This is a genomic window from Brevundimonas sp. BAL450 (genome assembly GCF_015767455.1).
Lineage (GTDB): Bacteria > Pseudomonadota > Alphaproteobacteria > Caulobacterales > Caulobacteraceae > Brevundimonas > Brevundimonas abyssalis.
Window position 1 is genome coordinate 40,169 of sequence record NZ_JADWOW010000061.1, and the last position, 21,924, is coordinate 62,092.

Annotated in this window: 19 protein-coding genes and 1 tRNA gene; 2 read left to right on the top strand and 18 right to left on the bottom strand. The window is 68.2% G+C overall.

The window, feature by feature from the left end; all coding sequences use genetic code 11:
- Positions 1 to 82 precede the first annotated feature (82 nt).
- Positions 83 to 156: transfer RNA gene (locus IWC96_RS14355), tRNA-Cys, on the top strand.
- Positions 157 to 191: 35 nt separating this feature from the next.
- Here the strand turns inward: IWC96_RS14355 and IWC96_RS14360 are convergent.
- The 6 genes from IWC96_RS14360 to IWC96_RS14385 all read right to left on the bottom strand — a co-directional run bounded on the left by IWC96_RS14360 (position 192) and on the right by IWC96_RS14385 (position 3,457).
- Positions 192 to 986, bottom strand: coding sequence for an RNA methyltransferase (locus IWC96_RS14360; protein WP_021698295.1), 795 nt, complete (start codon positions 984 to 986; stop codon positions 192 to 194).
- A 571-nt stretch (positions 987 to 1,557) separates the two neighbouring features.
- The gene (locus IWC96_RS14365; RefSeq protein ID WP_196839140.1) at positions 1,558 to 1,854 is read right to left on the bottom strand and encodes a hypothetical protein; all 297 of its coding nucleotides are present in this window, start codon (positions 1,852 to 1,854) and stop codon (positions 1,558 to 1,560) included.
- Positions 1,855 to 1,865: 11 nt separating this feature from the next.
- Positions 1,866 to 2,114 (bottom strand): hypothetical protein, encoded by a 249-nt coding sequence (locus IWC96_RS14370; protein WP_196839141.1) that lies wholly within the window; start codon positions 2,112 to 2,114, stop codon positions 1,866 to 1,868.
- The gene (locus IWC96_RS14375; protein WP_196839142.1) at positions 2,098 to 2,430 is read right to left on the bottom strand and encodes a hypothetical protein; all 333 of its coding nucleotides are present in this window, start codon (positions 2,428 to 2,430) and stop codon (positions 2,098 to 2,100) included. The genes IWC96_RS14370 and IWC96_RS14375 overlap by 17 nt, the downstream gene beginning before the upstream one ends.
- Positions 2,427 to 3,203, bottom strand: a complete 777-nt coding sequence (locus IWC96_RS14380) for an N-acetylmuramidase family protein (protein ID WP_196839143.1) — start codon at positions 3,201 to 3,203, stop codon at positions 2,427 to 2,429. Before IWC96_RS14380 ends, IWC96_RS14375 begins: the two co-directional genes overlap by 4 nt.
- Entirely contained in the window at positions 3,200 to 3,457 is a 258-nt protein-coding gene (locus tag IWC96_RS14385) for a hypothetical protein (RefSeq protein WP_196839144.1), read from the bottom strand. Before IWC96_RS14385 ends, IWC96_RS14380 begins: the two co-directional genes overlap by 4 nt.
- A 106-nt stretch (positions 3,458 to 3,563) precedes the next feature.
- On the opposite strand from IWC96_RS14385, the gene IWC96_RS14390 reads away from it, so the two are divergent.
- The gene (locus tag IWC96_RS14390) at positions 3,564 to 4,703 is read left to right on the top strand and encodes a tetratricopeptide repeat protein (protein ID WP_196839145.1); all 1,140 of its coding nucleotides are present in this window, start codon (positions 3,564 to 3,566) and stop codon (positions 4,701 to 4,703) included.
- On the opposite strand, the gene IWC96_RS14395 is transcribed toward IWC96_RS14390, so the two are convergent.
- The 12 genes from IWC96_RS14395 to IWC96_RS14450 form a co-directional block, all read right to left on the bottom strand.
- Positions 4,688 to 7,963 carry a hypothetical protein gene (locus IWC96_RS14395; protein WP_196839146.1) on the bottom strand — a complete coding sequence of 1,092 codons (3,276 nt, stop codon included), beginning with the start codon at positions 7,961 to 7,963 and terminating at the stop codon, positions 4,688 to 4,690. The genes IWC96_RS14390 and IWC96_RS14395 overlap by 16 nt on opposite strands.
- A gap of 71 nt (positions 7,964 to 8,034) precedes the next feature.
- Positions 8,035 to 11,883 (bottom strand): LPD38 domain-containing protein, encoded by a 3,849-nt coding sequence (locus IWC96_RS16265; protein WP_196839147.1) that lies wholly within the window; start codon positions 11,881 to 11,883, stop codon positions 8,035 to 8,037.
- Positions 11,880 to 14,144 carry a transglycosylase SLT domain-containing protein gene (locus tag IWC96_RS14405; protein ID WP_196839148.1) on the bottom strand — a complete coding sequence of 755 codons (2,265 nt, stop codon included), beginning with the start codon at positions 14,142 to 14,144 and terminating at the stop codon, positions 11,880 to 11,882. The genes IWC96_RS16265 and IWC96_RS14405 overlap by 4 nt, the downstream gene beginning before the upstream one ends.
- 1 nt (position 14,145) lies before the next feature.
- Positions 14,146 to 14,598, bottom strand: coding sequence for a hypothetical protein (locus IWC96_RS14410; RefSeq protein WP_196839149.1), 453 nt, complete (start codon positions 14,596 to 14,598; stop codon positions 14,146 to 14,148).
- Positions 14,598 to 16,763 carry a hypothetical protein gene (locus IWC96_RS14415; RefSeq protein ID WP_196839150.1) on the bottom strand — a complete coding sequence of 722 codons (2,166 nt, stop codon included), beginning with the start codon at positions 16,761 to 16,763 and terminating at the stop codon, positions 14,598 to 14,600. The genes IWC96_RS14410 and IWC96_RS14415 overlap by 1 nt, the downstream gene beginning before the upstream one ends.
- A gap of 3 nt (positions 16,764 to 16,766) precedes the next feature.
- Positions 16,767 to 17,396, bottom strand: a complete 630-nt coding sequence (locus tag IWC96_RS14420) for a hypothetical protein (protein WP_196839151.1) — start codon at positions 17,394 to 17,396, stop codon at positions 16,767 to 16,769.
- 89 nt (positions 17,397 to 17,485) lie between these two features.
- Positions 17,486 to 17,872 carry a hypothetical protein gene (locus IWC96_RS14425; RefSeq protein ID WP_196839152.1) on the bottom strand — a complete coding sequence of 129 codons (387 nt, stop codon included), beginning with the start codon at positions 17,870 to 17,872 and terminating at the stop codon, positions 17,486 to 17,488.
- On the bottom strand, positions 17,872 to 18,306 hold the full coding sequence (locus IWC96_RS14430; RefSeq protein ID WP_196839153.1) for a Bbp16 family capsid cement protein: 435 nt from the start codon (positions 18,304 to 18,306) through the stop codon (positions 17,872 to 17,874). Before IWC96_RS14430 ends, IWC96_RS14425 begins: the two co-directional genes overlap by 1 nt.
- 27 nt (positions 18,307 to 18,333) lie before the next feature.
- Complete coding sequence (locus IWC96_RS14435) at positions 18,334 to 19,371, bottom strand: major capsid protein (protein ID WP_196839154.1); 1,038 nt, start codon at positions 19,369 to 19,371, stop codon at positions 18,334 to 18,336.
- Positions 19,371 to 20,129 carry a hypothetical protein gene (locus IWC96_RS14440; protein WP_196839155.1) on the bottom strand — a complete coding sequence of 253 codons (759 nt, stop codon included), beginning with the start codon at positions 20,127 to 20,129 and terminating at the stop codon, positions 19,371 to 19,373. The genes IWC96_RS14435 and IWC96_RS14440 overlap by 1 nt, the downstream gene beginning before the upstream one ends.
- Complete coding sequence (locus IWC96_RS14445; protein ID WP_196839156.1) at positions 20,095 to 20,385, bottom strand: hypothetical protein; 291 nt, start codon at positions 20,383 to 20,385, stop codon at positions 20,095 to 20,097. The genes IWC96_RS14440 and IWC96_RS14445 overlap by 35 nt, the downstream gene beginning before the upstream one ends.
- The gene (locus IWC96_RS14450; RefSeq protein ID WP_196839157.1) at positions 20,385 to 21,923 is read right to left on the bottom strand and encodes a portal protein; all 1,539 of its coding nucleotides are present in this window, start codon (positions 21,921 to 21,923) and stop codon (positions 20,385 to 20,387) included. Before IWC96_RS14450 ends, IWC96_RS14445 begins: the two co-directional genes overlap by 1 nt.
- Position 21,924: the final 1 nt, after the last annotated feature.

The window sequence follows — 21,924 nt, forward strand, 5'->3', positions numbered from 1 at the left end:
AGAAATGGCGCGTTGCGGCGGCGCGGACGATCTGATAGCGAACGCCCCTCGCTCAAGCGACGGCCCTCAGACGGGCCCCGGCGGCCTGATGGCGGAGTGGTTACGCAGCGGACTGCAAATCCGTGTACGCCGGTTCGATTCCGGCTCAGGCCTCCAAACTTCTTCAGAATATTGTTCGAGCGTTCGGCGGCTCAGCCGAACCGCATCTGATGCAGGGCCACGGCGCTGGTGGCGGCCACGTTCAGGGAATCGAAGCCGCCCGCCATGGGGATGGCCACGGTGCGGCAGCGGGCCATGACGGCGGGCGACAGCCCCGGCCCCTCGGCGCCCAGGATCAGGGCCGCCCGCCCGCCAGGGCGCACCTCCGACAGCGACTGTTCGCCCGAGGGGCTCAGCGCCAGCAGGGAGAAGCCCGCCGCTTCCAGCCCGTCCAGCATGGCCAGCGGATCGAGCCCGGTCACGAAGGGCGTGCGCAGGGCCGCGCCCACCGAGACGCGAATGGCCTTGCGATACAGCGGGTCGCAGCAATGGGCGTCCAGCAGCACGGCGTGCGCGCCGAAGGCCGCGGCGTTGCGGAAGATGCCGCCCATGTTGTCGTGGTTGCCCACGCCGCAGACCGCCACCACCAGGCCGTCGCCCGGCGCGGCGGTCAGCAGATCGGCGAGGTCGGGCTCGGCGGGCTTCTCGCCCAGCGCAAGGATGCCCCGGTGGATGGGAAAGCCCGCCACCGCGTCCATCACCCCCTGTCCCGCCGCATAGACCGGCGCGGCCAGCCGCTCCAGCACCGGACGGAGGGTCTCGATGCGCTGTTCGGCGATCAGGGCCGACACGGCGCGGCAGCGGGACTGGGGCGATGCCAGCACATTCAGCACCACCGCCCCCTCGGCCACGAACAGACCCCGGCGCCCGGTCAGGTCGCGCTCGCGGATCTGGCGATAGTCCGCCACGCGCGGATCGTCGGGGTCGTGAATCGGGATGGGCGTCATGGTTTACCCGGCATTAACCAAATCACCCGAAGGAGGAAGAGTCTTCACTCTTTCGGAGACACCCACCATCACCGAACTGATTTCGCCCGGCTTCACCGCCGGGCTTTTTTTGTGCCCACTTCCAGCTTGGCAAGGGGGCCCGGCCGACGCCGTCTAGCACCGACGCCGACCGGGGCCGAGGCTAGCGAAAGACCGCCAGCACGAGCGTCGCCGCCGCCACGGTCGCGAGGGTGGCGAAGAAGTGGCGGTGGATGAAAAGCAGAACACGTCCGCCCATCGGAAAGCTCGTTCATGACACCAGCGGCCGCATGCCGCCTCGCCTGCCAATATGGTTTCGCCTCCGGCGCGAAAAAGTGGCGCGCGAAACGCAAACGCGTGAACAGGTCGTGAACTGTCGTGAGGTCCCGGCGAGGGGCGATGGCTCCGCGGGTAGGATTCGAACCTACGACCAGCCGATTAACAGTCTGGGTCGACCGGCTGAAATCATTGGGAAACGTCCAACTGTTCCGCGTCCGTTCGCGCATCCTAACGCATTGAAAAGCATGGACGCGAACAGGGATGTTGGACGGTTTCAGCCCTGTTCCGCGCGCCGCTCATAGGCCCCTTCACGGGCGTCGGCGATGTCGCTCTGCACGCTGGCCCAGATGATGCCCGCCATGCCGAGGATGACCGTGACCACCAGCCCCGCGAACCCCTTCATGAGCGTGCGGATGCCCCGGTCGATGGAGTCGGTCTTGTCCTGAACGGCCTTCACGGCGCCCTTGGTCTCGGTCACGGTCTTGTCGAGCTCGCCGTATCGCTTGGCGCACTCCAGTTCATGCTCGGCGATGCGGTCATAGGCGCCTGCCACGGTCTTCTTCTCGCTCACAGTGCTGGTCCTTACCAGAGACGCCACCACGGGCGGGTCAGTTGTTCTCGGGCGGCCCTGTCTCGGGCCTCGCACCGCTCCACCGTCTCGATGGCGTCGGCCTTGTCGCGGTTGGCGATGTTCAGCTGGCCGGTCTGGGCGATGCCGAACAGCTGCCAGTCCAGCGCCGGGTCGCCGTTGTCCTCGATCACCGCCGACGGCACGGGATCGCGCCACCTATCCGCCAGCAGCGTCGAGCACCCGTCAGTCGGGGCAAGCACCTGGATTGAGCCTGCACAGGCGCCGGCGAGCGACAGCATCGCGAGCAGCGGGATCAGTTTGATTGCGGACTTCATCCTGGGCGTCCTCGACTTCGGTTCGGGTGGCGTCACGGGCGTCGTCATTGCCGTCGCGGACGACCGATGCGTCCTGTGCGGCGCCGGTGCGTCCGTCGGCGATGGTGGAGTTGGCTTCGGCGCGCTTGGTGGCGTCACGGGCGGGCTTCGTCACGGCGCAGTAGCCGAGGGTCAGCAGGGCGATCAGGCCGATGGCGGTGATGATCCAGCCCGCGCGGGTGAAGGTGCGGAACAGGGTCATGCCCGGCTCCACTTCGCGAAGGCCCGTGCGATCTTGATGTGGTACTCGTTCTTGGCGTAGCCCGCGCCGTTGTAGCCTCGGGCGAATGGGATCGCGCTGGCGTGCATGGTCGTGATCTGGCGAAGCGCCGGCGCAAGGCCACTGTTCTCCACGAATGCGACAAAGGCCATCAGGTGCGCCCGGACGCCGGACTTCATGGCATCCACGAAGGCGTCCACCGTGTCGAACCCGGCCAGCTTGTGATTGAAGCCCATGATCTGGGGAGCGCCCCACGATGCGGACCGGAGCGCGGCGGTGCGGTCCAGCTGCATGGCGCGGTTCAGGCGTTCGTATTCCCCCTGCCCGCCGACATAGAGGGCGCGGTTCCAGCGCGGCGACGACAGGTTCGGGTGCGCGGCCCGGAAGCGGCCCTTCGTCTCCCGGTCGAAAATGTGGGCTTCGAACAGGATCTTGGGCAGATGGGCGCCGTCGATGAAACCGCCCGGTCCGTCGAGGGCCAGGATGTCGCCGCGAACGTCAGTGAACCAGCCAGCGCCGGAAGCTTCGACCTCGAAGACGGCCCTGATCTGGGCGGGTGAGCACCGCAGCCGCGCCGCCGCGTCGGCAAAGTCCTGATCGGTCAGGTCCAACTCAATCAGGTCGTCGGTGCTGGCGTCCATGCGCGGCAAGCCGAACGCATCGGCCACCGCGTCAATCAGCGGGACATGCGAGGTGGCCAGCTTGCCTTCGGGGGCGAACCGGCGAACGGCGTTGAACAGGTCAGCCCGGCTCATGCCACCCCCCGCAGCTTCTCGAAGGTCTTGTTCCAGATCACCAGCCCGGCGAACCCGAGAACGGTCCACGCATAGGGCTCATCCATCGGGCGGCCGATCGCATGGCCGAACCAGCAGACGTAGCCGACGCCGATGACGACGTTCCAGTGCGCGGCCGGGCGCCAGGCACGGTCGAAAATCTGCCAGACAGCATGACGACGGCCCGCCCAGTCAGGCAGGGGGATGTGATCCGGGGGAGGTGTGCGGCTGGCCATGGCGCGCAGGGTCGCGCGGGGCCGACGACGCAGGAACGCACCCGTGGGGATGTGGCCCCACGGTTCGGTCTAGGCGGGCGGGGCGGGTCGGGATATGAAAGCAGCCATGCAACCGATGCCGCTTGAGCACGCCCGCTTTCGGGTCTTTCCGCGCCAGTCCCATCAGCTGGCGATCTTCTTTTCAGGCTCCAGCACGCCCGACCATGAGTTCAGGTGGTGGAAGATCGGCAACCGGATCGACGCCTCCGTCATCCTGGTCAACAACGGCCCGAACGAATGGTATCAGGGCGGCATTGACGGGCTGGGCTCCACCCGCGTTGAGGTCACGAACACCTTTCGGGCCTACGCCAAGGTGCTGGGGGCCAAGCGGCTTTACACCGTCGGCACGTCCATGGGCGGAACCGGGGCCATCCTGCACGGCGTCCCGTTGGGCGCTCGGGTGCTGGCCTTCGCCGCCGAGACGCGGATGGACTGGCCGTGGTCGAATGTCCGGCGGCTGATGGTGCCCGGCTTCAAACCGCCCGCCTCAAACCTGCGGCCGATCATGGCGAAGGCCCGTGCGCCGATTTACCTCTACGCTGGCGAGTGCGAACCGGTCGATCTCGTGTCGGCCCAGTATGTCGCTGACCTGCCCAACGTCTTCGCGGAAAGCATGCGCCGGGTCACGCACGGCCCGCCGAGCTATCTGAAAGCCCGCGACCGGCTGGACCCGCTGATCGACGCCTTCCTGCAAGACGAGCACCTGCCCAAGATGCCCGAGGGCGGCTGGGGACTGGAGGGCGACTTCGCCGTGCACCTCTATGACGCCTACTGCGCGGATCGGGAGAAGCGGTTCGAGGACGCAGTGCGCGCCGCCAACGCCGCCGTCCGGTTCTACCCCCGCTCCGAATACGCCAACTATCTGCTGGGCAAGGGCCTGCTGCACCTGAAGCACTACGCCAAGGCCGAGGCGGCGTTGCAGGAGGCGGTGAATCTGCACCGGGGCCTGTGGCCCGCCCGCCTTCATCTGGCCACCGCCATCGAGAAGCAGGGCCGCGCGGTCGAGGCCGTCGCGCTCTACAAGCAGATGGACAGGAACGTCATCGTAGGCGGCCGGGCCAACTACGCCTTGGGGCAAATCTACCTGTCCAAGGGCAGTACGGCGTCAGCCCTGAAACGGTTTCGGAACGCCGTTGAGTTGGACCCGCACAGGGCTGCATTCAGGGCCAGGCTCGATCAGGTGGCCGGCGCTTACGCCACGCGCTGATAGACACACGAGCCGATGATGCGCGTGGTGTCAGTGATTTCCGAGTGCTGCACGGCGGCCAGCGTCGTGGCCGTCTGCTGGTAGATGCCGATCTCACCCGACACGATGCGGGTGAAGCAAGCCCCCCCGGCAAGTCCGCTCGCACTGATCAGGCCCACCGAACCGGCGGACGTGACCGACCCGGCGGCGGTCGGATAGGGCAGACCGGAGACGGTAGCCGCGCCGGTGGACGACCCCTTGGCCGACAGGGTGAAGTCGTAATCGACGGCCACCCGGTCCTCGTAAACCGTGAACGTCGCCCGGTTGATGGCCAGCGACATGCCCGTGGTCCCGCCGCCGAGCTCCAGTTGCGGGGTCCAGGTTCCAGAAAGGAACACCGCGCCGCCCGTCGCATCGGTGTTGCGAGAGAAAAACACGGGATCTCCGCTGGAAAGCGCCGCGATCTGCGTCTTGGCGGTGATCGGCGTTCCGACGAACACGCTTTCTGAGAGCGAGGCAAACGTCGCGGTGGAGGAAACCACGAAGTTGACCGCGATGAACTTGCTGTTCTCGAACCGCAGGTTCCGGCCGGTGTAGTGCCCGCCGGCCATGATCACGTCGCGTGTAGCCAAGGCGGAGTCCGCAGGGATGGTGGCCCGGCGCTGGCCGCCGTTGCTGAAGATGGTGCCGGTCTGGACCACCTGCGCGCCGGTGTCGATGAAGGTTCCGTACTGGCCAGAGTCGATGACCTCGCCGCCGTCGATCATGACGCCAACGCTGTCGGAAATGTCATAGCCGCGCGACCCCTGCCGGGCGATGACGCCCCGGAAGATGGTGCTGCGATTGCGATGGTCGATGGTGAACACGGTTCCGGCCGTGGCCGCCGTGGGCAGGGGCGTGACCTTCACGGTGGTCTGACCGCCGCCGCTCAGCACAAACTCTTCGGCATAGACCACGCCGCCGGAATACAGCAGGGGGTCGCCAATCAGGATGTTCACGCCCGACACCGCTGCGTTCAGGCCGATTTCCGTGGCCCCGATGGCGTAGGTGGAGCCGTCCGTCGTGATGGTCGGCTCAGCGCCCATCAACTCGATGGCCCGCGTGCCGGACACGATCTCACGATGCTTGAACTCGCAGTCGGTGAAGGACGCCCGATCAACGCCATTGACGATCAGGTGGCCGGCGGACTTGATATTCTCGAACGTGTAGCGGCCCAGGCAGTTGGCCAACTCGATGCCGCCGATAACCGGGTCCGGCGTGCCGCTACGGTCGGCATTTTCGCGCGCCTCCATCCAGAAGTCGCGGAAGGTGAAGTTGCCCCGCATGTTGCGCAGATAAATGACGCGCTCGACCACCGTGGCGGACGGCGGATCAGCAGGGCCGTAGTCGAAGGTGAAGCCCTCGAACACGACATTCTTCCACTCGGGCTGGCGCCAGCGGGAGTAAGCCTGGCCCCCATAAGCCGTGCCGTCGTATTCGCTGTCAGCATAGCCCGCGAGGTCCGCATCGGACTGCTTGGACGTGCTGTAGCCGGAATCGTCGATGGCCGTCACGGCGTTGATGCCGGTCCCGGTCAGGCCCTTGGAGCGGATGCGCTTGAAGCTGAAGCCGTCATAGACCCGGCCGCGGTCTTCGGGGTGCGCAAAGGTGTCCGCCTCGTCGCCAACCGGCAGGTCCACCAGCTGGCCGCCCTGCACCGGGCCCGTGTACTCCACGCCGATCACGTCGATGCTGTAGGAGGCCGAACAGGCGATGAAGCGGCCGACGTTCTCACAGCGGTTGTTGCGCAGCGTCCATGTGCTGGGGTGGTGGCTGTAGTGCCCCGGCTCGAACCGCGACTGCACCGTGCTGGAGGCCATGGAGCCGTTGACGACAGCAGCCCCGCCCGCGCTGTCGGTGATCACCTCGTTGTCGGTGAAGGTGCCCAGCACCAGCTTCAGGCGCAGGGTGCCAGTCGTGCCCGCGTCCTCGTCCACCACAATGTAGGCGGAGGCCCCGGACGTGGCCCCGGTGACGATGGCGCCGGGGGTGAAGGCGGCGGTCTGCGCGTCATAGTCGATGGCGTGAGTCGAGACGCCGTGGGACCACGCGCCCCAGTGGAACAGCACCGCGTCACCGTGATAGCCGGACGCCGCCGCCGGGCCGTTGCCCACGAAGTCGTTGTTCTCGATGATCCCGTGCTTGGCGCGGGACAGCACCGAAATGGCGTGGCCGTTGAAGTTGCCTTCGCGGTCGAACGTGTTGTCGCGGATGATGACGTTCTTGATCAGCATCGGCTCGTCCTGATCGGGCGGCACGAACCAGCGCTGGACTGACAGGCAGGTGCCGTTGTTGCCGGAGCCGTTGACGATGGAGCTGCTGGCCTTGGCAGTGATGCGCAGGCCCTGGATCGTCACGTCGGACGCCAGAACGTGCATGCCCTCGGAGACGTTGGAGCACTCGATCTTCAGTTGGACCTGACGGCTCGCGCCCTGGATCAGAACCGGGTATTCGATGGGCGCCGCGCTTTCGCGCACGCGCTCCGCAAACAGGTAGCCGCCGAGACGGTTCGGAATGACGGGCTTGCCTTTCAGGTAGGCCCAGTAGATCGCATCGCGCCACGGCTGATAGTTGTCGGTGCTGTCGTCGGCCTTGCCGCCGAACATCTCCAGCGCGGCGTACTGGCTCGCAAGCTCCCACCACGCCCCGTCAGCCGACTGCACCTTGCCCGCGTGGGCTGGCTCCGTGGCGGACCAGACATACAGTCCGCCCCCGCCATCACCAGCATCCGCATAGCCCGCGACATTCAGTGCCTTCACCCACGACGGGATCGTGACCAGCGCCACCCGCGCCCGCGTGCTGATGTCCAGCGCGGTGACGAAGGCGGCGGCCGTCAGTTCCTCGGCGGTGGCGAGTGCAGCGGCGGCCGTGGTGTTGGCCAGGTTCGCCCGGCGCAGGATGTCCTGATCGCGGGCGGTGGCCTTGTCCAGATCGCTGTTCAGGTTGGGGATGCTGAACGGGCCGGTCTTGCTGAAGTCGGTCTCGCGCTCCGGCTCAATCAGCCGGTCCACGGTGACGGTGACGTTCGAAACCGCCTCATCCAGGGTCAGCGTGCCGGAGCCGTAGGCGCCCTCGATTTCCTCGCCGTTCTGGAGATCAGACCCCTCAACCGAGTAGTCCGCCGTCGCCAGCGTCTCCCCGTCGATCCTGACGATGATGTCGCCCGGCGCCCAGAACGGGAACGGGATCGCGAACACGCTCTGGGGTGTCGAGCCGACCGTGTAGTCGATCGGCTCGTCCATGGGGGGGATCTGGACGTGATGGGCCATGGCGGGGAGGGTCGGGCCTAACCGCCCCGGTCAGAACGCACCCGCTAGAACCCGGAACGCCCCATCGCATCCGATGCCAGGTCCAGCAGATCGGCCCGTTCGCCGTCCTGCATGATGCGGGCCTCCACCTCCGGCCACAGGTCGTAGGTGGCCTCGTAGGAATAGGCGCGGTCGCGGCCCACGGTCAGGCGGCGTTCCAGTTCGTTCGCCACGTCCGGGCTGATCTCGCGCACATCCTCCCAGAGACTGGCGCGGTCCAGCATCTGCCGGCTCTCATATCCGGGCTGGCGGGTCAGGATCATGGCGTTGCGCATCTCGGCCACCGCCAGCCGCTCCAGCGCATCCTGCAACATGGCCTTGTCGCGCGGGGTCAGTTCCGGCAACGGCTCGCCGTCGTCACGGGGCCTGCTGCGGTAGAACTCGCCGATGACGCGGCCGATCTCGGTGTTGACCGTGCGGGCCCGCGCCAGAGGATGCAGACGCCGCTGCGCCGCAGCCTGCCCCTCGTCCAGACCCACCAGCTGCGACTGCACATAGACCCGGCCGCTGTCGTCCAGATCGTCCAGCAGGTTCGCGGCCTCGCTCGGGCGCCCGGCCTCGATGCGCTCCCGGACGCTGTTGATGGTGCGGCCCAGATCGGACTGGCGACCGCCGGCGCGTTCGAAAAAGGCCGTCTTGTCCTGATTGCCGCGCTGCGACTCCGTGAAGAACCGGCGCGACAGGGGCATGTCGGGAAGCTGGCCCTCGGGACGGTCGGGGTCGGTCAGGTTCGAGGCGTTCAGAAACCAGCGGCCCCATGACCCGGCGAAGCCCTGCACGATGTGGTCGACCTTGGCCGGGCTGACGTTGATCGCCTCCCCCAGCGTCATGGCGAACTCGCTGGACCAGTTCGTGTACTGGTCCATGGGCAGGTCATCGAGACGATCCTGCGGCACGATGGGCGTGCCGGTGCGCAGGTTGGTGTTGGTGGCCAGTTCGGTCGGCACTTTCAGGAACGGCGTGTCGGCAGGCAGGGCCAAGGTCTCGGCGACCCCGCGCACCAGCTTTTCCCAGGCCGTCGGGTCATCGAAGTGGATGGCCTCGAACGCCCGCTCCGCCACGATCGACGGCAGCGCCAGTTCGAACGGCTTCGGGATCAGGGCGAACCGGTTGCCGCCCAAGCCGATGGCCCAGTTGTTGGTGCGCGTGTACTCGCTCAGCCCCTGATACCATTCGTCGTCGCGGTAGGCCGCCGTCAGGGCCAGGCCGAACGCCGCCATCATGGACACCTTGGCCCACGCCTTGCCCGCCAGTTTCAGGGCCGCGGCGTCTTCCCGGCGCATGGCCTGACCGGGCTGCAGTCCGAACATGGGGCGCAGGGACTCGCGCAGGCCCACCCGCCCGGCCGCGCCGTCGGCCGACAGCACCCGCACGGTCTTGTCCATGCCCTGAATGGTCGCGTTCAGGAACGTCACCACCTTGCGGGCGAAGGCGAGACGAGACCCGTTCCGGCCGAAGTCGATGAAATCGCGCGCGGTGAAAGCGGCTTCGATCAGGGCGTCGTATTCCTCCATCCCGTCGCGCTTGGCCCGCTCGAACGCCCGCTTGAACAGGCCGACCCGCGTGCCGGTCTCCGACAGTTCGGCGGTGCGCAGGAAGCCGGGCAGATCGGTGAACGTCTGCGCCACATAGCCCTTGCGGGTCAGCTTCATGATGTCGGCCTGCTGCGCGACCTCGCGCACGCCCGCCGTCATGGATCCGCCGGAAAGCCCGCCGCCCAGATTGTAGAGCCGGACGGCATCGGCGCCCGTCACCTCGTCGACCATGCCGCGCACGCCGTCGAAGGCCGGGATATACCCTACGTCCGTCAGCACCCATGCCGCCATCTGGTCGCGGACATAGTTGGTGAACAGGAATTCCGGGTTGGTCGTGATGCCCGCCCGCAGAACCTGCGCCGGCACCGCCAGCATGTTGCCGACGATGTCGCCCATCTCGCGCGACATGCCAGTCAGGGCTTCGAACGTCTCGCGCCCCCAGTCCGCGTCAATCAGTTCCCAGGCTTCGCGCTTGCCGTCGCGCCAGGTGTAGAGGATCGGCCGGCCGCCGTCGTTGATCTCGCCGGGGCGGTACAGGGTGACGCCGTCCTCGCCGAACAGGTCGTCGATCTTGTCCGCCGGGCGCCCGCTGATCTTGGCCAGTTCTTCATTGCTGGCGCGGGTGGCGCGCATCGACGCCTTCACGGGGCGCATGATCGGATTGGCGGCGTCGGGGTCGGCCGCCTTCACCAGATCGTCGAGGCGCTTGGCCATGTCGACGACAGAGCGGTTCAGGTCGTTCTGGCGGACCCGGCGGTTCACCTCGTAGGTGCGGCGGATCAGGGTCTCCATCGGCCCCTCGATGTCCCGCTGCGAGCCCCGGAACTTCTTGGCCGCCGACCCCCTGTTCGAGCCTCCGCCACCGCCGCGCCCCGGCCCGTCGTCCATGACGCGGTTCAGCGGGACGTAGAAGTCCCGGGCGGCCAGCGCCGCCTCATAGTCGGCGCGCGCGATCAGGCCGGCCTCGAACTGCTTGCGCCACAAGGCCTGCGCATAGCTGTTGGTGGCCTCGGCCAGTTCGGCGAACTCGGGATGTTCAGCGTCCATGCGGGCGAGGAAGGCGTCGGTCTGTTCCTTCGACACGCTAATCGGCTCGCGGTCCAGTTCACCCCGGATGAAGCGGTCCCACTCCTGCGTCGAACGCTTCGCCGCGATGTACTGGTTGAACCGGGACAGGCCCGCCTCCGCCGCCTCCCCGGCTCGCACCGAACGCGCCGTCACAGCCGTCACCACGTCAGCCAGGGCCGGGCTTTCGGCGGTGAGCCGACGATAGCCATGGACGCCCTGCGTGATGTCCATGTGGCCGATGTTGAACACGTCATAGCCGCCGCGCGCCAGCTTGCGCGGGTCCGACCCCGGCGCCAGGTCGAGCGGCTGGCCGGTGACGCCCTCGATCTCGGTGCGCAGGCGCTCAACCGTCCGGGCCAGCGGGTGCTGGGCGCTCACGGTCGCGGTGTAGAGCCGGGCGGTGTAGTCGGCCACGGCCCCGAAGACCCCCTGTTCCGTCACCTTGGCCCGCGCATCGGCAAGAAACCCGCCCCGCTGCACCGGCTGGACGATGTCGAAGGTGTCGGGAATGGGCGCAGGAGCGCCGTCAGGGGCGGTTCCGGGCGTGATCGCGTCGTCGCCCGTCCGAACCGCTGTCGCGGCGTCCACGGCGCCCTCTGCCGCTTCCCCGGCCGCATTGAGGCGCGGCGGGTCGGTGAAAGCGCGGCGCACGAAGTCGGTCGTCCGTCCGGCGCCCCTGATGCCAAGGTCCAGAATGCCGCCGAGAGCCAGGCCCTCCACCGCATCCTTGGCCGCTGCGATGCCCTCGTTCTCGCCCTCGACGCGGGCGGTCGGCAGGCGCACGCCGGTGTAGTCGTCGATCAGGTTCGACAGGTTGGCGTCCTGCACATTAGACAGGGTAATGTCCGTGCCCGCGCCAGCCGTGGCCCCGGTCGCCAGCGGACGGGCAGCGGCCCCGGCGACATTGGCCGCCAGACCACGCGCGGCGCCCACGGTCCCGCCCACATACGGCAGGGCTCCCCGGGCGAACCGGCCGGACGCCCGCGACGGCTGCTCCACCATCTCGCCGAACTGCTGGGTCTGAAACTGGAAGTCGACGCCCAGAGCCCGCAGCCCCGCATCAATGGGGGCGTTCACCAGTCCGGTGACAGCTTCGGCTGTGTCGGCCACGGCGCCCAGATAGATGCGGCGCCAGCCCTCCAGCACGCCTTCGCGTTCAGGGGCGCGGCGAGGCGCCGGGCTGACCACCGGCGCCGCCGACCACCAGTCCTCCTGATCCGCGCGCGGCGCGCTCTCCCACCAGTCGGTCACGGCTTCACCCGGATCGAGCCATCAGGAGCGATGAACCGCGTCCCGCTGGGCAGGTTGGCGAACTCCGATTCTGACGAGACCTGCACGGGCGGCGCGGCACGGCCCTGCGCCCCGTTGGTCATGGCCTGCTGACGCGCGGCGGCCGGAACCTGCCGGGCCTGCGCCTGTGTCGGCTGACCACCGCGTGCACTGACGCCCGCCAGTTCCGCCGACACCTCCGCCGCGAACTGCGTCGAGCCCGCCATGGTCAGAACCTGGGCCAGCACCGCCTCGCCGTGGCCGCTCGTCCGGCCGGGCTGGCGATACTGCTGCAGGATGGTGTCTCGCATCTCGTTGAACAGGACCGTGTTGCCCTCGGCCTGCGCCCGCTGCATCACGCGGACATACGGCATGGCGACCTCGTTGGGGATCGGCCGGCGCTCACGGCTGGCGATGCCCGCCCGCTCCTGTGCGGACAGGTTGGCTTGCACGAAGTCGTAGCCCCGCGACGGGTCCGCCATGAACGCCTCGCGGGCGCTGGACACGTCGATCTGCTGTGCAACCGCGCTGGCCGGGTCGGTGCGGCGAATGGACTGCGCCTGCTCCAGCGCATTCCACGCCGCCGCCGAACGCCCGCCGCCCATGGCCGCCGCCACCCGGCGCGGATATTCCGCCGACCGGGGATTGCCGCGCCCCTCGACGCCGTTCAGCCAGGCATCCCAGCCGATCTCGCCGGACCGGGGATCCCCGACTGACTCCAGCCAGCCGTCCACATTGCCCTCGCCCGCATGATAGGCCGTCACAGCCAGCCGGGCGTCGCCGCCATACCGGTCCATCAGGGTCCGCAGGTATTCCCGGCCCAGACGCTGGTTATAGGCCACATCGTTCAGCAGGCGGTTCCGGTCGAACGGCAGGCCCAGACGTTCGGCCATGCGCTCGGCCGTCGCGGGCAGCAGCTGCATGGCGCCGACGGCCCCACCGCCCGCCGGACCGGCGCCGTCGGGGTCGCGGCTGACCTGAAACGGATTGCCGCCGGTCTCGACCTGTGTGACCGCCGCCACCAGGCTCTCGAAATCCTCGGGACTGCCGACCGCCGCCGGAAGCTGGCCGCCGCTGGATTGCCGGGTCTGCCACTGCGCGATCCGGCGCGCGGCTTCCTCGGGCGGCAGTTCGGCCAGATTGCCGACCTGATTGTGGAACTCGCGCGCATCGGCCAGCTGGCGCACATAGGTCAGCGCCAGATCGTCGCCGCCGATCTCGCGCACTTCCTCAAGGCTGATGTCCGCCTCGACGCCGGTGAACGCGACCTGTCCGACCGCATCCTCGATCCGCCGGGCCATGTCCTGTTCGGCGCGGGCGCGGGTCTGGCGTTCGGCGTTTTCCCGTTCCTGGGTGATGCCCTGTTCCTGACCGACGCGCAGCCGGGCCGCCTCGAACGCGCCCTGCCGCTCCATCTCGTTCAGCGGCAGGCTTTCATCCGTCGGGATGGTCTGGATGAACTCCAGCGCGGCCTCGTAGCCGCCCTCGCGCAGGATGCCGACCGCCTGCCCCGCCACGGCCGCCGCCTTGATGCGGCCCACCTCGGCGTCGTAGCGCAACAGCGCTTCCTCCGGGGAAATGGCCAGCGCCGGATTCGCCACCATGGCGCTGAAGACATCGCGCAGTTCCGACAGGCGCCCGGCGTTCGGACCCTCCGGCGACAGTCCGGCCAGACCCTGCTCGCCCAGTTCGCCGATGATGTCCTGCGACAGGCGCGCCGCTCGTGACTCCAGTTGGCTCCCGGCCTCCCGGACGTCCTGTTCGGCGCGGCGGTTCCGCACCCGGCCCAGCCGTTGCGTGCTCTCACGGTCGAAACTCTGCGCCAGCACCGGCGCCAGATCGGCCGGCGCATTGCCCACCAGCCCGGCGCGATACTCCGCCGCCGCCCGGCTGTAGGCTTCCGGGTCATAGCGGTGCTCGACCTCCAGCGCGTCCATGTCGCCGTCGGCCTGGGTCGCCATTCGGGCCAGCGTGCCCTCCCGCATGATCGCGTTGTAGTCGGCGTCCGACTGGGTCAGGACGGCGCGCTGGTTGTAGCGACCCTCGGCCATCTCGGTCTGGGCACGGCGCTGCGCCTCCAGACGCGCTGACGGCTCCAGCACCTGATTGATCTCGTCGATGGCCCCGGCCACCTGCCCCAGCGCATCCGCCGTCGCCCGCTCCCCGGCGCCGAAGGACCGCATGTCGGTCAGGGTGGTGATGGCCGCGCCTCGGCTCTGGGGCAGTCCGGTTCCGATGGCCATGTCAGCCTCCCCCGGCGGCGTTCAGATAGCTGCCGCCTTGCGCGAACGACCCGGCCGCCTGCATGGCCGCAATCGGCATGGCCCACTTGGCGGCGGTCCGATAGCCGCGCGCCGCGGCCCCGGCCGCCTCGGCACGGTTCATCTCGCCGAGCCGCGCCACGGCCTCGTCGCGATAGGCGTCCTTCATGGTGCGTTTCCGGATGGCTTCGTTGGTCGCCGAGTTGACGTTGACCCCGCGCGCCGACTGGATCGCGTCGATGTTGCCCAGCGCCACCGCCAGTTCCTCGCGCGACCGTTCCGCGATCTGCGTCCCGCGCAGCTTCGCCATCTTCTGTTCGATCTCGGCGCCCACAGCCGACGCCGCGTTGGCCTTGGCGTTCATGTAGCCTTGGGCCAGCGTGGCGCCGCCCTTGAACAGCGCGCCGATACCGAGTGCGATCGTGAACGGGTCCATCAGCGCGTGACCTCCAGGCTGTAGCCGTACAGCCGCCACGGCGCCGGATAGGGCTTGGTGAACGGCACCACCGGCTCGTCGAACCAGCCGAACACCGGAACAGGCGAAAGCTCGTCGCGCAGCGGGGGCGCGGCGGTGATGTCGTCGTCCGCCCGATACGGCGGCAGCAGGTTCCCGTTCACGGCCATGTAGCGCCCGGCCCAGCGCACAAGGGCGCGAGTGATCCGCACCTTCCGGCGCCGGTTCCGTTCATCCTCGGCAGGCATGGGCGCCCAAGGAACGCACTCCGCCTCGAAGTTGTAGCCGATCTCGATGGCGCCCTCGGTGTCGATGCAGCCGAAGTCCCCGTTCGCATCCACCTCGACGATGCCCAGATAGGCGTCATCCACGGTCAGGCTCACGGTCCGGTTGGCGTAGTTCGTCTTGCGATAGACCACCTCCGCCGGGCTGACGCCGCTCGGGGTCAGGATGGTCTGGTCCGTCGCGAGGCCCTGCAGATCAGCGGCCTCGACATCCTCGGCGCAATCCATCAGGCGCGACGGCTCGAACACCTCCAGCGTATAGACGCCCTCGCGCTCCACCAGAGCCCAGCACTCGCCGTCGGCGGCGGCCACCGACCGCACGACACCCTCGGTCTCCCACGGCGTCCAGCCGAAAATCTCGGCGCTGTCACTGTAATAGGTCACGGCCAGCGTGCCGTCGGCGTTGACGGCGACCACATAGCGCTCCGGCCCGTCGGCCTGGCCGTTCAGATAGGCCATGGACCGGGGCTGGTCGATCAGATGCGCCGACAGGATCGAGACATCCACCGACCGCCATGACCGGCGCACATCACCGGTGGGAAAGGCGCCCAGGATCGACGCCCCGCCCGCCTTGGCGAACATGACGCCCTCGGAAATCGCCACCGGCTTGCACAGGCTGGACCCGTCGGGCCCGACCTGAATGACCTGAAAGCTGGTCGGCCGGATCGGGTTCTGCTCCGACTCCGGGTAGTAGAACAGCCGGCGCGCCGTCATGAACAGCAGCTGCTCCGCGCTCACGATGTGCTGGATCGCCCCGGCCGCCTCGTCCTGCAGTTCGACGAAGATGCCATCCTCGTCGCCCACCCCGGTCTGGAAGTCGTCCAAGGCCCCCAGAGCCGACGCCATGACGCCGAACGGAATGGCCGCGAACCGCCCCAGCCACAGACGGCCCTTGTGGATCGTGCCAGTGCCGGGGAAGCCGCGCACATCGCTGATGGCCTGTTCGTCCCAGTCCAGCGTGGCCGCGTTGGTGGTGTTGGTCTGGGCGCCGGTCGTGGTGGTGGACCCGCTCGGGCCGATGACGGTCTCGCCTTTCGACAAGGTCGCGTCCCAGAGGAAGTTCGTGAAGTCCAGCAGGATGGCCGTGATGGTCCCGGCGCCGGTGGCCGTCACCTCGGCCTGGGCATTGCTGTCCTTGCCGCTGATGATCTCGCCGACAAGGAACCCGTCGGACGACGACACCGGGATGCTGACGGTCGGGAACAGCCGCTGCCGCACCGTTCCGGTCACGGTCGTGGCGTTCGTGTAGGCCGTGATCTCCACCTCGCGCCCGTTCAGGCGGACCCGCTTGCCCACATGCCCGGCCACGAAATAGGCGGCGCTGGCGGTCAGGGTGATGGAGCCGGTCAGGCCCGACGGCGTCAGGGTGACGCCATCATCAGCGAACCGGTAGTAGGGCTGGCGGATGCTGTTGCCCAGACCGGGCGCGAACGTCAGGTCGGACACGCTCCAGGTTCCATCGCTGGCCCGGCGGATCACCTGCGTCTGCATGTCCTGATGGAACACATAGGCCTCGGCGCCGAACGGGGCGATCACCAGTTCCGGCAACTCATCCGCCGTCCACTCGCACCCGGTGATCTCCTGAACCTGCGTCCGGGTGGCCTTGTCGAAAATGCGCAGGCGGGCGGCGGTCAGGACGGCGAAATAGACGACGCCGTCGATCACCATGTCCTGCACCCAGCCGTCGCCGTGGATGTTGGCCAGCCGGGTCGTGCCGTTCCGCCCCTCGGCGATCCCCGACACCCGGAGGCGGCAGTTCTTCAGGCTCCGCGCGCTCGTCGCACGCACCTTCAGGTCCGACCGCCACAGATGGTCAGAGCCGACCTCGCCGCTCTCAAAGCTTTTCTGTTCGAACTGGGGCACGGCCTACCTGCGCACGTTCCACGACGGCCGGCGCCGGGCTTCTCCCAGATCCCATGACCGCGCGTCCGTGGCGGTGCCGGACCGCTGCGACCGCACCCGGGCCCGCTGCTGCTTCCGCTCGGCGACCTGTTCGTCGCGATTGCCCTCGGTCGTCTGTTCGCTGATGGCCTTGCGGAACACCGCCTCCATGCGGCGCTGCAAGGCGGCCTCGAAGTCGGCGCTGAACCGGCTCTCGGCCACGCGATAGGTGCCCAGCGCATAGAGGACATCGGAGCAGTCGATGGTGACGATGGCGGCTGCGGCGACCGTGTCGCGTTCCTCGCTCGAAACACGAATGCCGCACTCGGTCTGCACATAGGTCAGGGCCAACAGGCCCGGCGGACGCAGCCACATCTTGCGCCACGGCCGTTCCGGTTCAGCCTCCAGCGCGGTCAACGCCTGCGACCGGCGCGCCCACGGCCAGGTATGCTCGCACAGCATATCGTTGACGATGGCCTCGTAGTGCTCCTCGGCGATGCGGGCCACCTCGGCATTGTCGTCGAGGCTCACCAGCGAACCGAAACCGGTCATGCTGGCGGCGCGCTTGATGATCTCGATCTTGGAGGTGCCCATGGCGGCGAGGGTCGCGCGCACGGGGCCGCGTCAGAACGCACCACAGAAAAGGCCCGCCGGTCGGAACCAGCGGGCCAGTCTGTGACTGCCGGGAGGGGGTGGCAGTCGGCTCAGGAATGTTCGGCCAGCAGGGCCTTCAGCTTGTCCGTCGGGGCGCCCATGAAGAACTTGATCTCCTTGGCCTTCAGGGCGGCGATGACCTCGGCGCGTTCATGGTCCGTGGCCTTGGCCTTCGGGGCCGGGGCCGGTTCGGCGTGGCTGTGGTCGTCGGCCACCGGCCGGGCGCGGCCGGCGATGGCATCCTCTGACGCCGGGTCAGCGACCGGCTCCGGCTTGGAACCGACGGGCTTGCCGTCGCCGTCGTGGTCGAACGCGGCGGGGTCGGCGCCGTTGAAGGGGCTGAACCACGACGCCGTGCCTTCGGCCTGGAACCGGTCGCCCGGCTGGCGAAGCAGGCCGCCGTAGTAGCCCATGCTGTGCGCGACGACTTCCGGCATTACAGCGGCGCCTGCTGGTTGCCCATGGTGATCGCGGCATCGACCGTGCCCGCGGAGGCGTTGGTGCCCGCGACGGTGTAGTAGATGCGAATGTAGCGCTGGTTGGACTTCAGCGGCACCGAGTCGATGGCGAAGACGTAGCCCGCCTTCAGGCTGGCCACCGGGATGGCGCCGGTCTGAACGACCGTGTCCGGCGAGGCGAAGTTCTCCACCGTGTCGACCTGCACCGCGACCGTCAGGCTGGTCAGGGTGGCGAAGTCGGCGGTGACCTGGATGTGCAGCGGAATCTTGCGGCCCTTGCCGAAGTCCACCGGCATCGCGCCGGACTGGCCGGGAACGGTGCCCGGCAGGCCCAGGTCGATCACGTTGGTCGACGCAGCCGACGCGGTGATCGCCTGGTCGTCCGACAGGATCAGTTCTTGGGAGCGGATCATGGTTCTGTTCCTTCAGGACGCGGCGGTTTAGACCACCTCAGCTTCGGTGTTGAGCAGCGAGTCGGTCAGGCGAAGCGGAATGCCGCGATAGGTCAGCACTTCCTGCCCGTCGATCTCCATGGGGCGGAGGCGGACGAAGTTGTCGCTGGCGCCCGCGTTGGTGCCGAGGGCGTCAAGCGCCTCCAGCACATCCGCGTTGCAGTAGATCGCCGCGCGAACCGGGGGGATGCCGGTGTCGGCGCCGCCGGAGCGGCGGAAGCTGTCGAAGCGACCGCGGTAGTAGGCCTTCCGCATGTAGCTGTAGAGATCGACGTTCCCGGCCAGCATCTCCGACACATCGATGTTGGCGATGCGGGCGTTGCGCTGCCAGTTGGCCACGGCCACCCCGTTGTGCCACGAGAACAGCTCTTCCTTGACGTAGTAGGGATCGCCGTTGTCGTCGTTGACGCGCTGCTCGCCCTTGTCCTCACGGACCAGACCGGCCTGCATGCCCGACGGATAGATCAGGTGAGTGTAGGCCTCGCCCCAGGTCACGAACCAGATCGAGGTGTTGTCGGAGCCGGCGCCGGCCGCGTCGATCACCTGATGCGAGGCGCCGGTCGTGCCGATGGTGTTGTAGCGCGAGGCCAGGCCCTTGAAGCCGTCCGGGTTCGTCGCGGTGTCCTCGTAGAAAATGTACGAGCCCATCGAGTTCGACATGCCTTGCATCTGGCCGTCTGCCTCGCGCATGCGGATGGCGTCCTCGCGGCCCGGATTCAGCTTCAGTTCGCGGCTGTCGATGGACGAGCGGCCCTCGATGAAGCCGGTCGTGTCGTCGACCTGCTGGTACTGCGACTTGGACTGGGGAATGCCCTTGTACAGGCGGCCCCAGCTGGAGGTCGGCAGGCCGGTGCGGATCTTGTGCCGGTGCTTGGTGCCCATGTTGCACTCGACCGCCACCGCATCCTCAAGGATGGGCGTGTGCGCGCGCAGCATTTCGATCATGAGCGAGGTCTCGGCGCCCTTGCCGTCCTCGCCCTTGTAGATGTCGATCAGGTCGACGAAGGTGTTGCCGATGGTGGCCATTAGCGCGCCCCTTGCTCAGAGTTGCCGTAGAAGATTTCCTCACGCGACTTGGGGCGCGAAGGCTTGGAGCCCGTCCCGCCCGGCATGTCGGGGCCGGAGCGGAGGGCGATGATGCGTTCCAGGCCGGGCACGGCGCCCGGACCGATATTGTTCAGCAGGGCGTCCGCTTCCTTTTCGGGAAGGTTGGCCAGCACCCAGTTCTTCGCGGCTTCGGTGCGCTCCTTGGCGCGGTCGCCGAGGCCGGACATCTGGGTGGCGTAGTCCTCGACCACCGCGTTCTGCGCCGCGATCTGCTGGCGGGCGTAGGCGTCGACCATCTTCTGGACGGCGGCCTTGGGCATGCCCGCTTCGTGGGCGGCGGCGGCGAACTCCTTGAAGAACGGGCTGTCCTTGTCGGTGTCGATCACGAAGCCCTCGGGCACCGTGACGGCCTCGGACACGGCCAGTTCGTAGCCGTCGGGCGCTTCCGGCACGTCGGCGCGGGCGGTGTCGGTCTGGGTCTTGAGGTCGCGGTAGGCGGCGAACAGGTCGGCGGCCTTCACGCCCTTGGCGTCGTCCCAGAACTCGTCGGGGAGGCCTTCGGGTCGGAGGGGGGCTGAGGCTGCGGGCTCGGCGGCCTGTTCCTTCGGCGCGGCTGCGGATTCGGTGGAGGCGCCGGTTTCAGCCGCAGTTCCCTCGGTCGCGGCAGCAGCCGCGGCCTCGGTCGCAGCGGCGCCCGCACCTTCATTCGCTTCCGCGTTTTCCGTCGCTTCGGTCATCTGTCACCCGGTTCCTGAGACTTCTCAGTTCGCGGACGACGGTGCGGCGACCCTCTGTGAGCAACAACGCACCAGTATTCGGGGCCTGCCTGTCGACGGACTCGGCGTCGATGCGGGCGGCCAGGTATTCCAGCAGCACCGGCCACTCGGCTTGTTGCGTCAGGCGTTGCAGCGCGGCGCGGGTGTTGCGGTCTATCCGCTCCGGCGCCTCCTTCGGTGTCCGGCTCTCCAGAATGGCGTCGACGCGGTTGCCCATCAGGCCTCACCCGGCACGGTTTCCAGACCCGGCGCCGAACCGGGCTGGCCGAGGACGCCGCGCATGTACTCGTCGGCCTGTTCAGCCGGACGCACAGCGATCAGGCCGTCGTTCAGCTTTTCCTTGAACGCCTCGAACGTCTTGCCGCCGTCGACCAGGGCCGCCATCGCCTGCGGACCGAAGATCGCATTGCCCGCCTGCAGCAGTTGCTGCGCGACCTGCACCTCCTCGTAGTCCTGCTGACGGGCCAGCGGGTTCATCGGGCGGACGCGGATCGGGGCGCCGCTCCGCACGCTCAGGAACGGGTCGATGGTGCCGTTGCGGATCAGCAGGTACTCGAACCGCTGAGTGATGGCGATGACGCCCTCGGCGTAGAGCTTGCCGGTGGGCATCTCCAGCCGGCGCCCTTCCTCCGACTTCTCGTCCAGCCACTGGCCCAGCGTCGGCGGCGTCTTGCCGCGCTGCCGGGGCCCGGACTGGAACCCGGCGCGGCGGATGTTGTCCTGCAACTGGCCCTGCTCGTAATAGGCCGCCTCGACACGTCCGGGCTCGAGCCGGTCCACCTTGGAGCCGGGCACGCGCGGGATCCAGTCGCCGGCGCCGACACCCCCCTCGGGGTTGAGGACACCGTCGTCGTCATAGACCACCGGCGGCTTCACGATCTCGCCCAGGTTCTGAAGCACCAGATAGCGCTCCTGATCCAGCGTCAGGGCGTCGGGCACGGCTTTCAGCAGCGGGCCCAGACCCCACGGCGACGACGCATGGGTGCGCCAGCGTGACGCCATGATCGGGCACGATCCGGTCCCGGTCAGGGTTTCCTCATGGACCAGTTCGTCACCGACGCAGACCCGCCACAGCCACTTCTCGTCGCCCGGATCAGGGATCAGGGTGGCGGACTGGACGACGGCATGCCGGACGCGCTTCTTGGTCTTGTCGCGAGCGTCGTCCTTCTGGCGCTTCGTCCACTTGTAGGTCGGCCAGAACGTGACGGCCTCGCCCAGTTCCCATGCACATTCACGGGCGATGAAGTTTATGCCCCGCGCCCCGCGCAGGATCAGCAGCTGATACGGCGGGATGGCCTCGCAGTAGAACGGACGGCCGGCGCCGGGGTCCACGATCATCAGCCCGGACGTGCCGTGGCCCTGATTGAGCGCCCATTCCCCGGCCGCCTCGTCGTAGAAGTTGGACGAGCGGATGCTGTCGAAGATGGTGGTGGAGCGCTGCTTCAGCGGCTCCTTGATCTGGGCCTTGATCTCGTCCGGCACGGCGTCCAGCGGCGCGTAGGTCAGCCAGTCGGCCTGACGCGGCATGATGCGGCCGATCAGGTCCGATGCGAAATCCTCGGCCACCTCCTGCATCGTCGTGTCGAACAGGTCGTCGGCTTCCTCGGCCCTGTCGACGGGCTTCTTCACGTCGTCGCCGACACGCGGACTGGTCGGGTCGGCGAAGCGGAGATAGTGGTTGATCTGGTGCTGGCGCCGGGCCCGTTCGTTCCGGGCGCATGACAGCAGGTGGGTCAGGTCGTCGGGGAGCGCCATG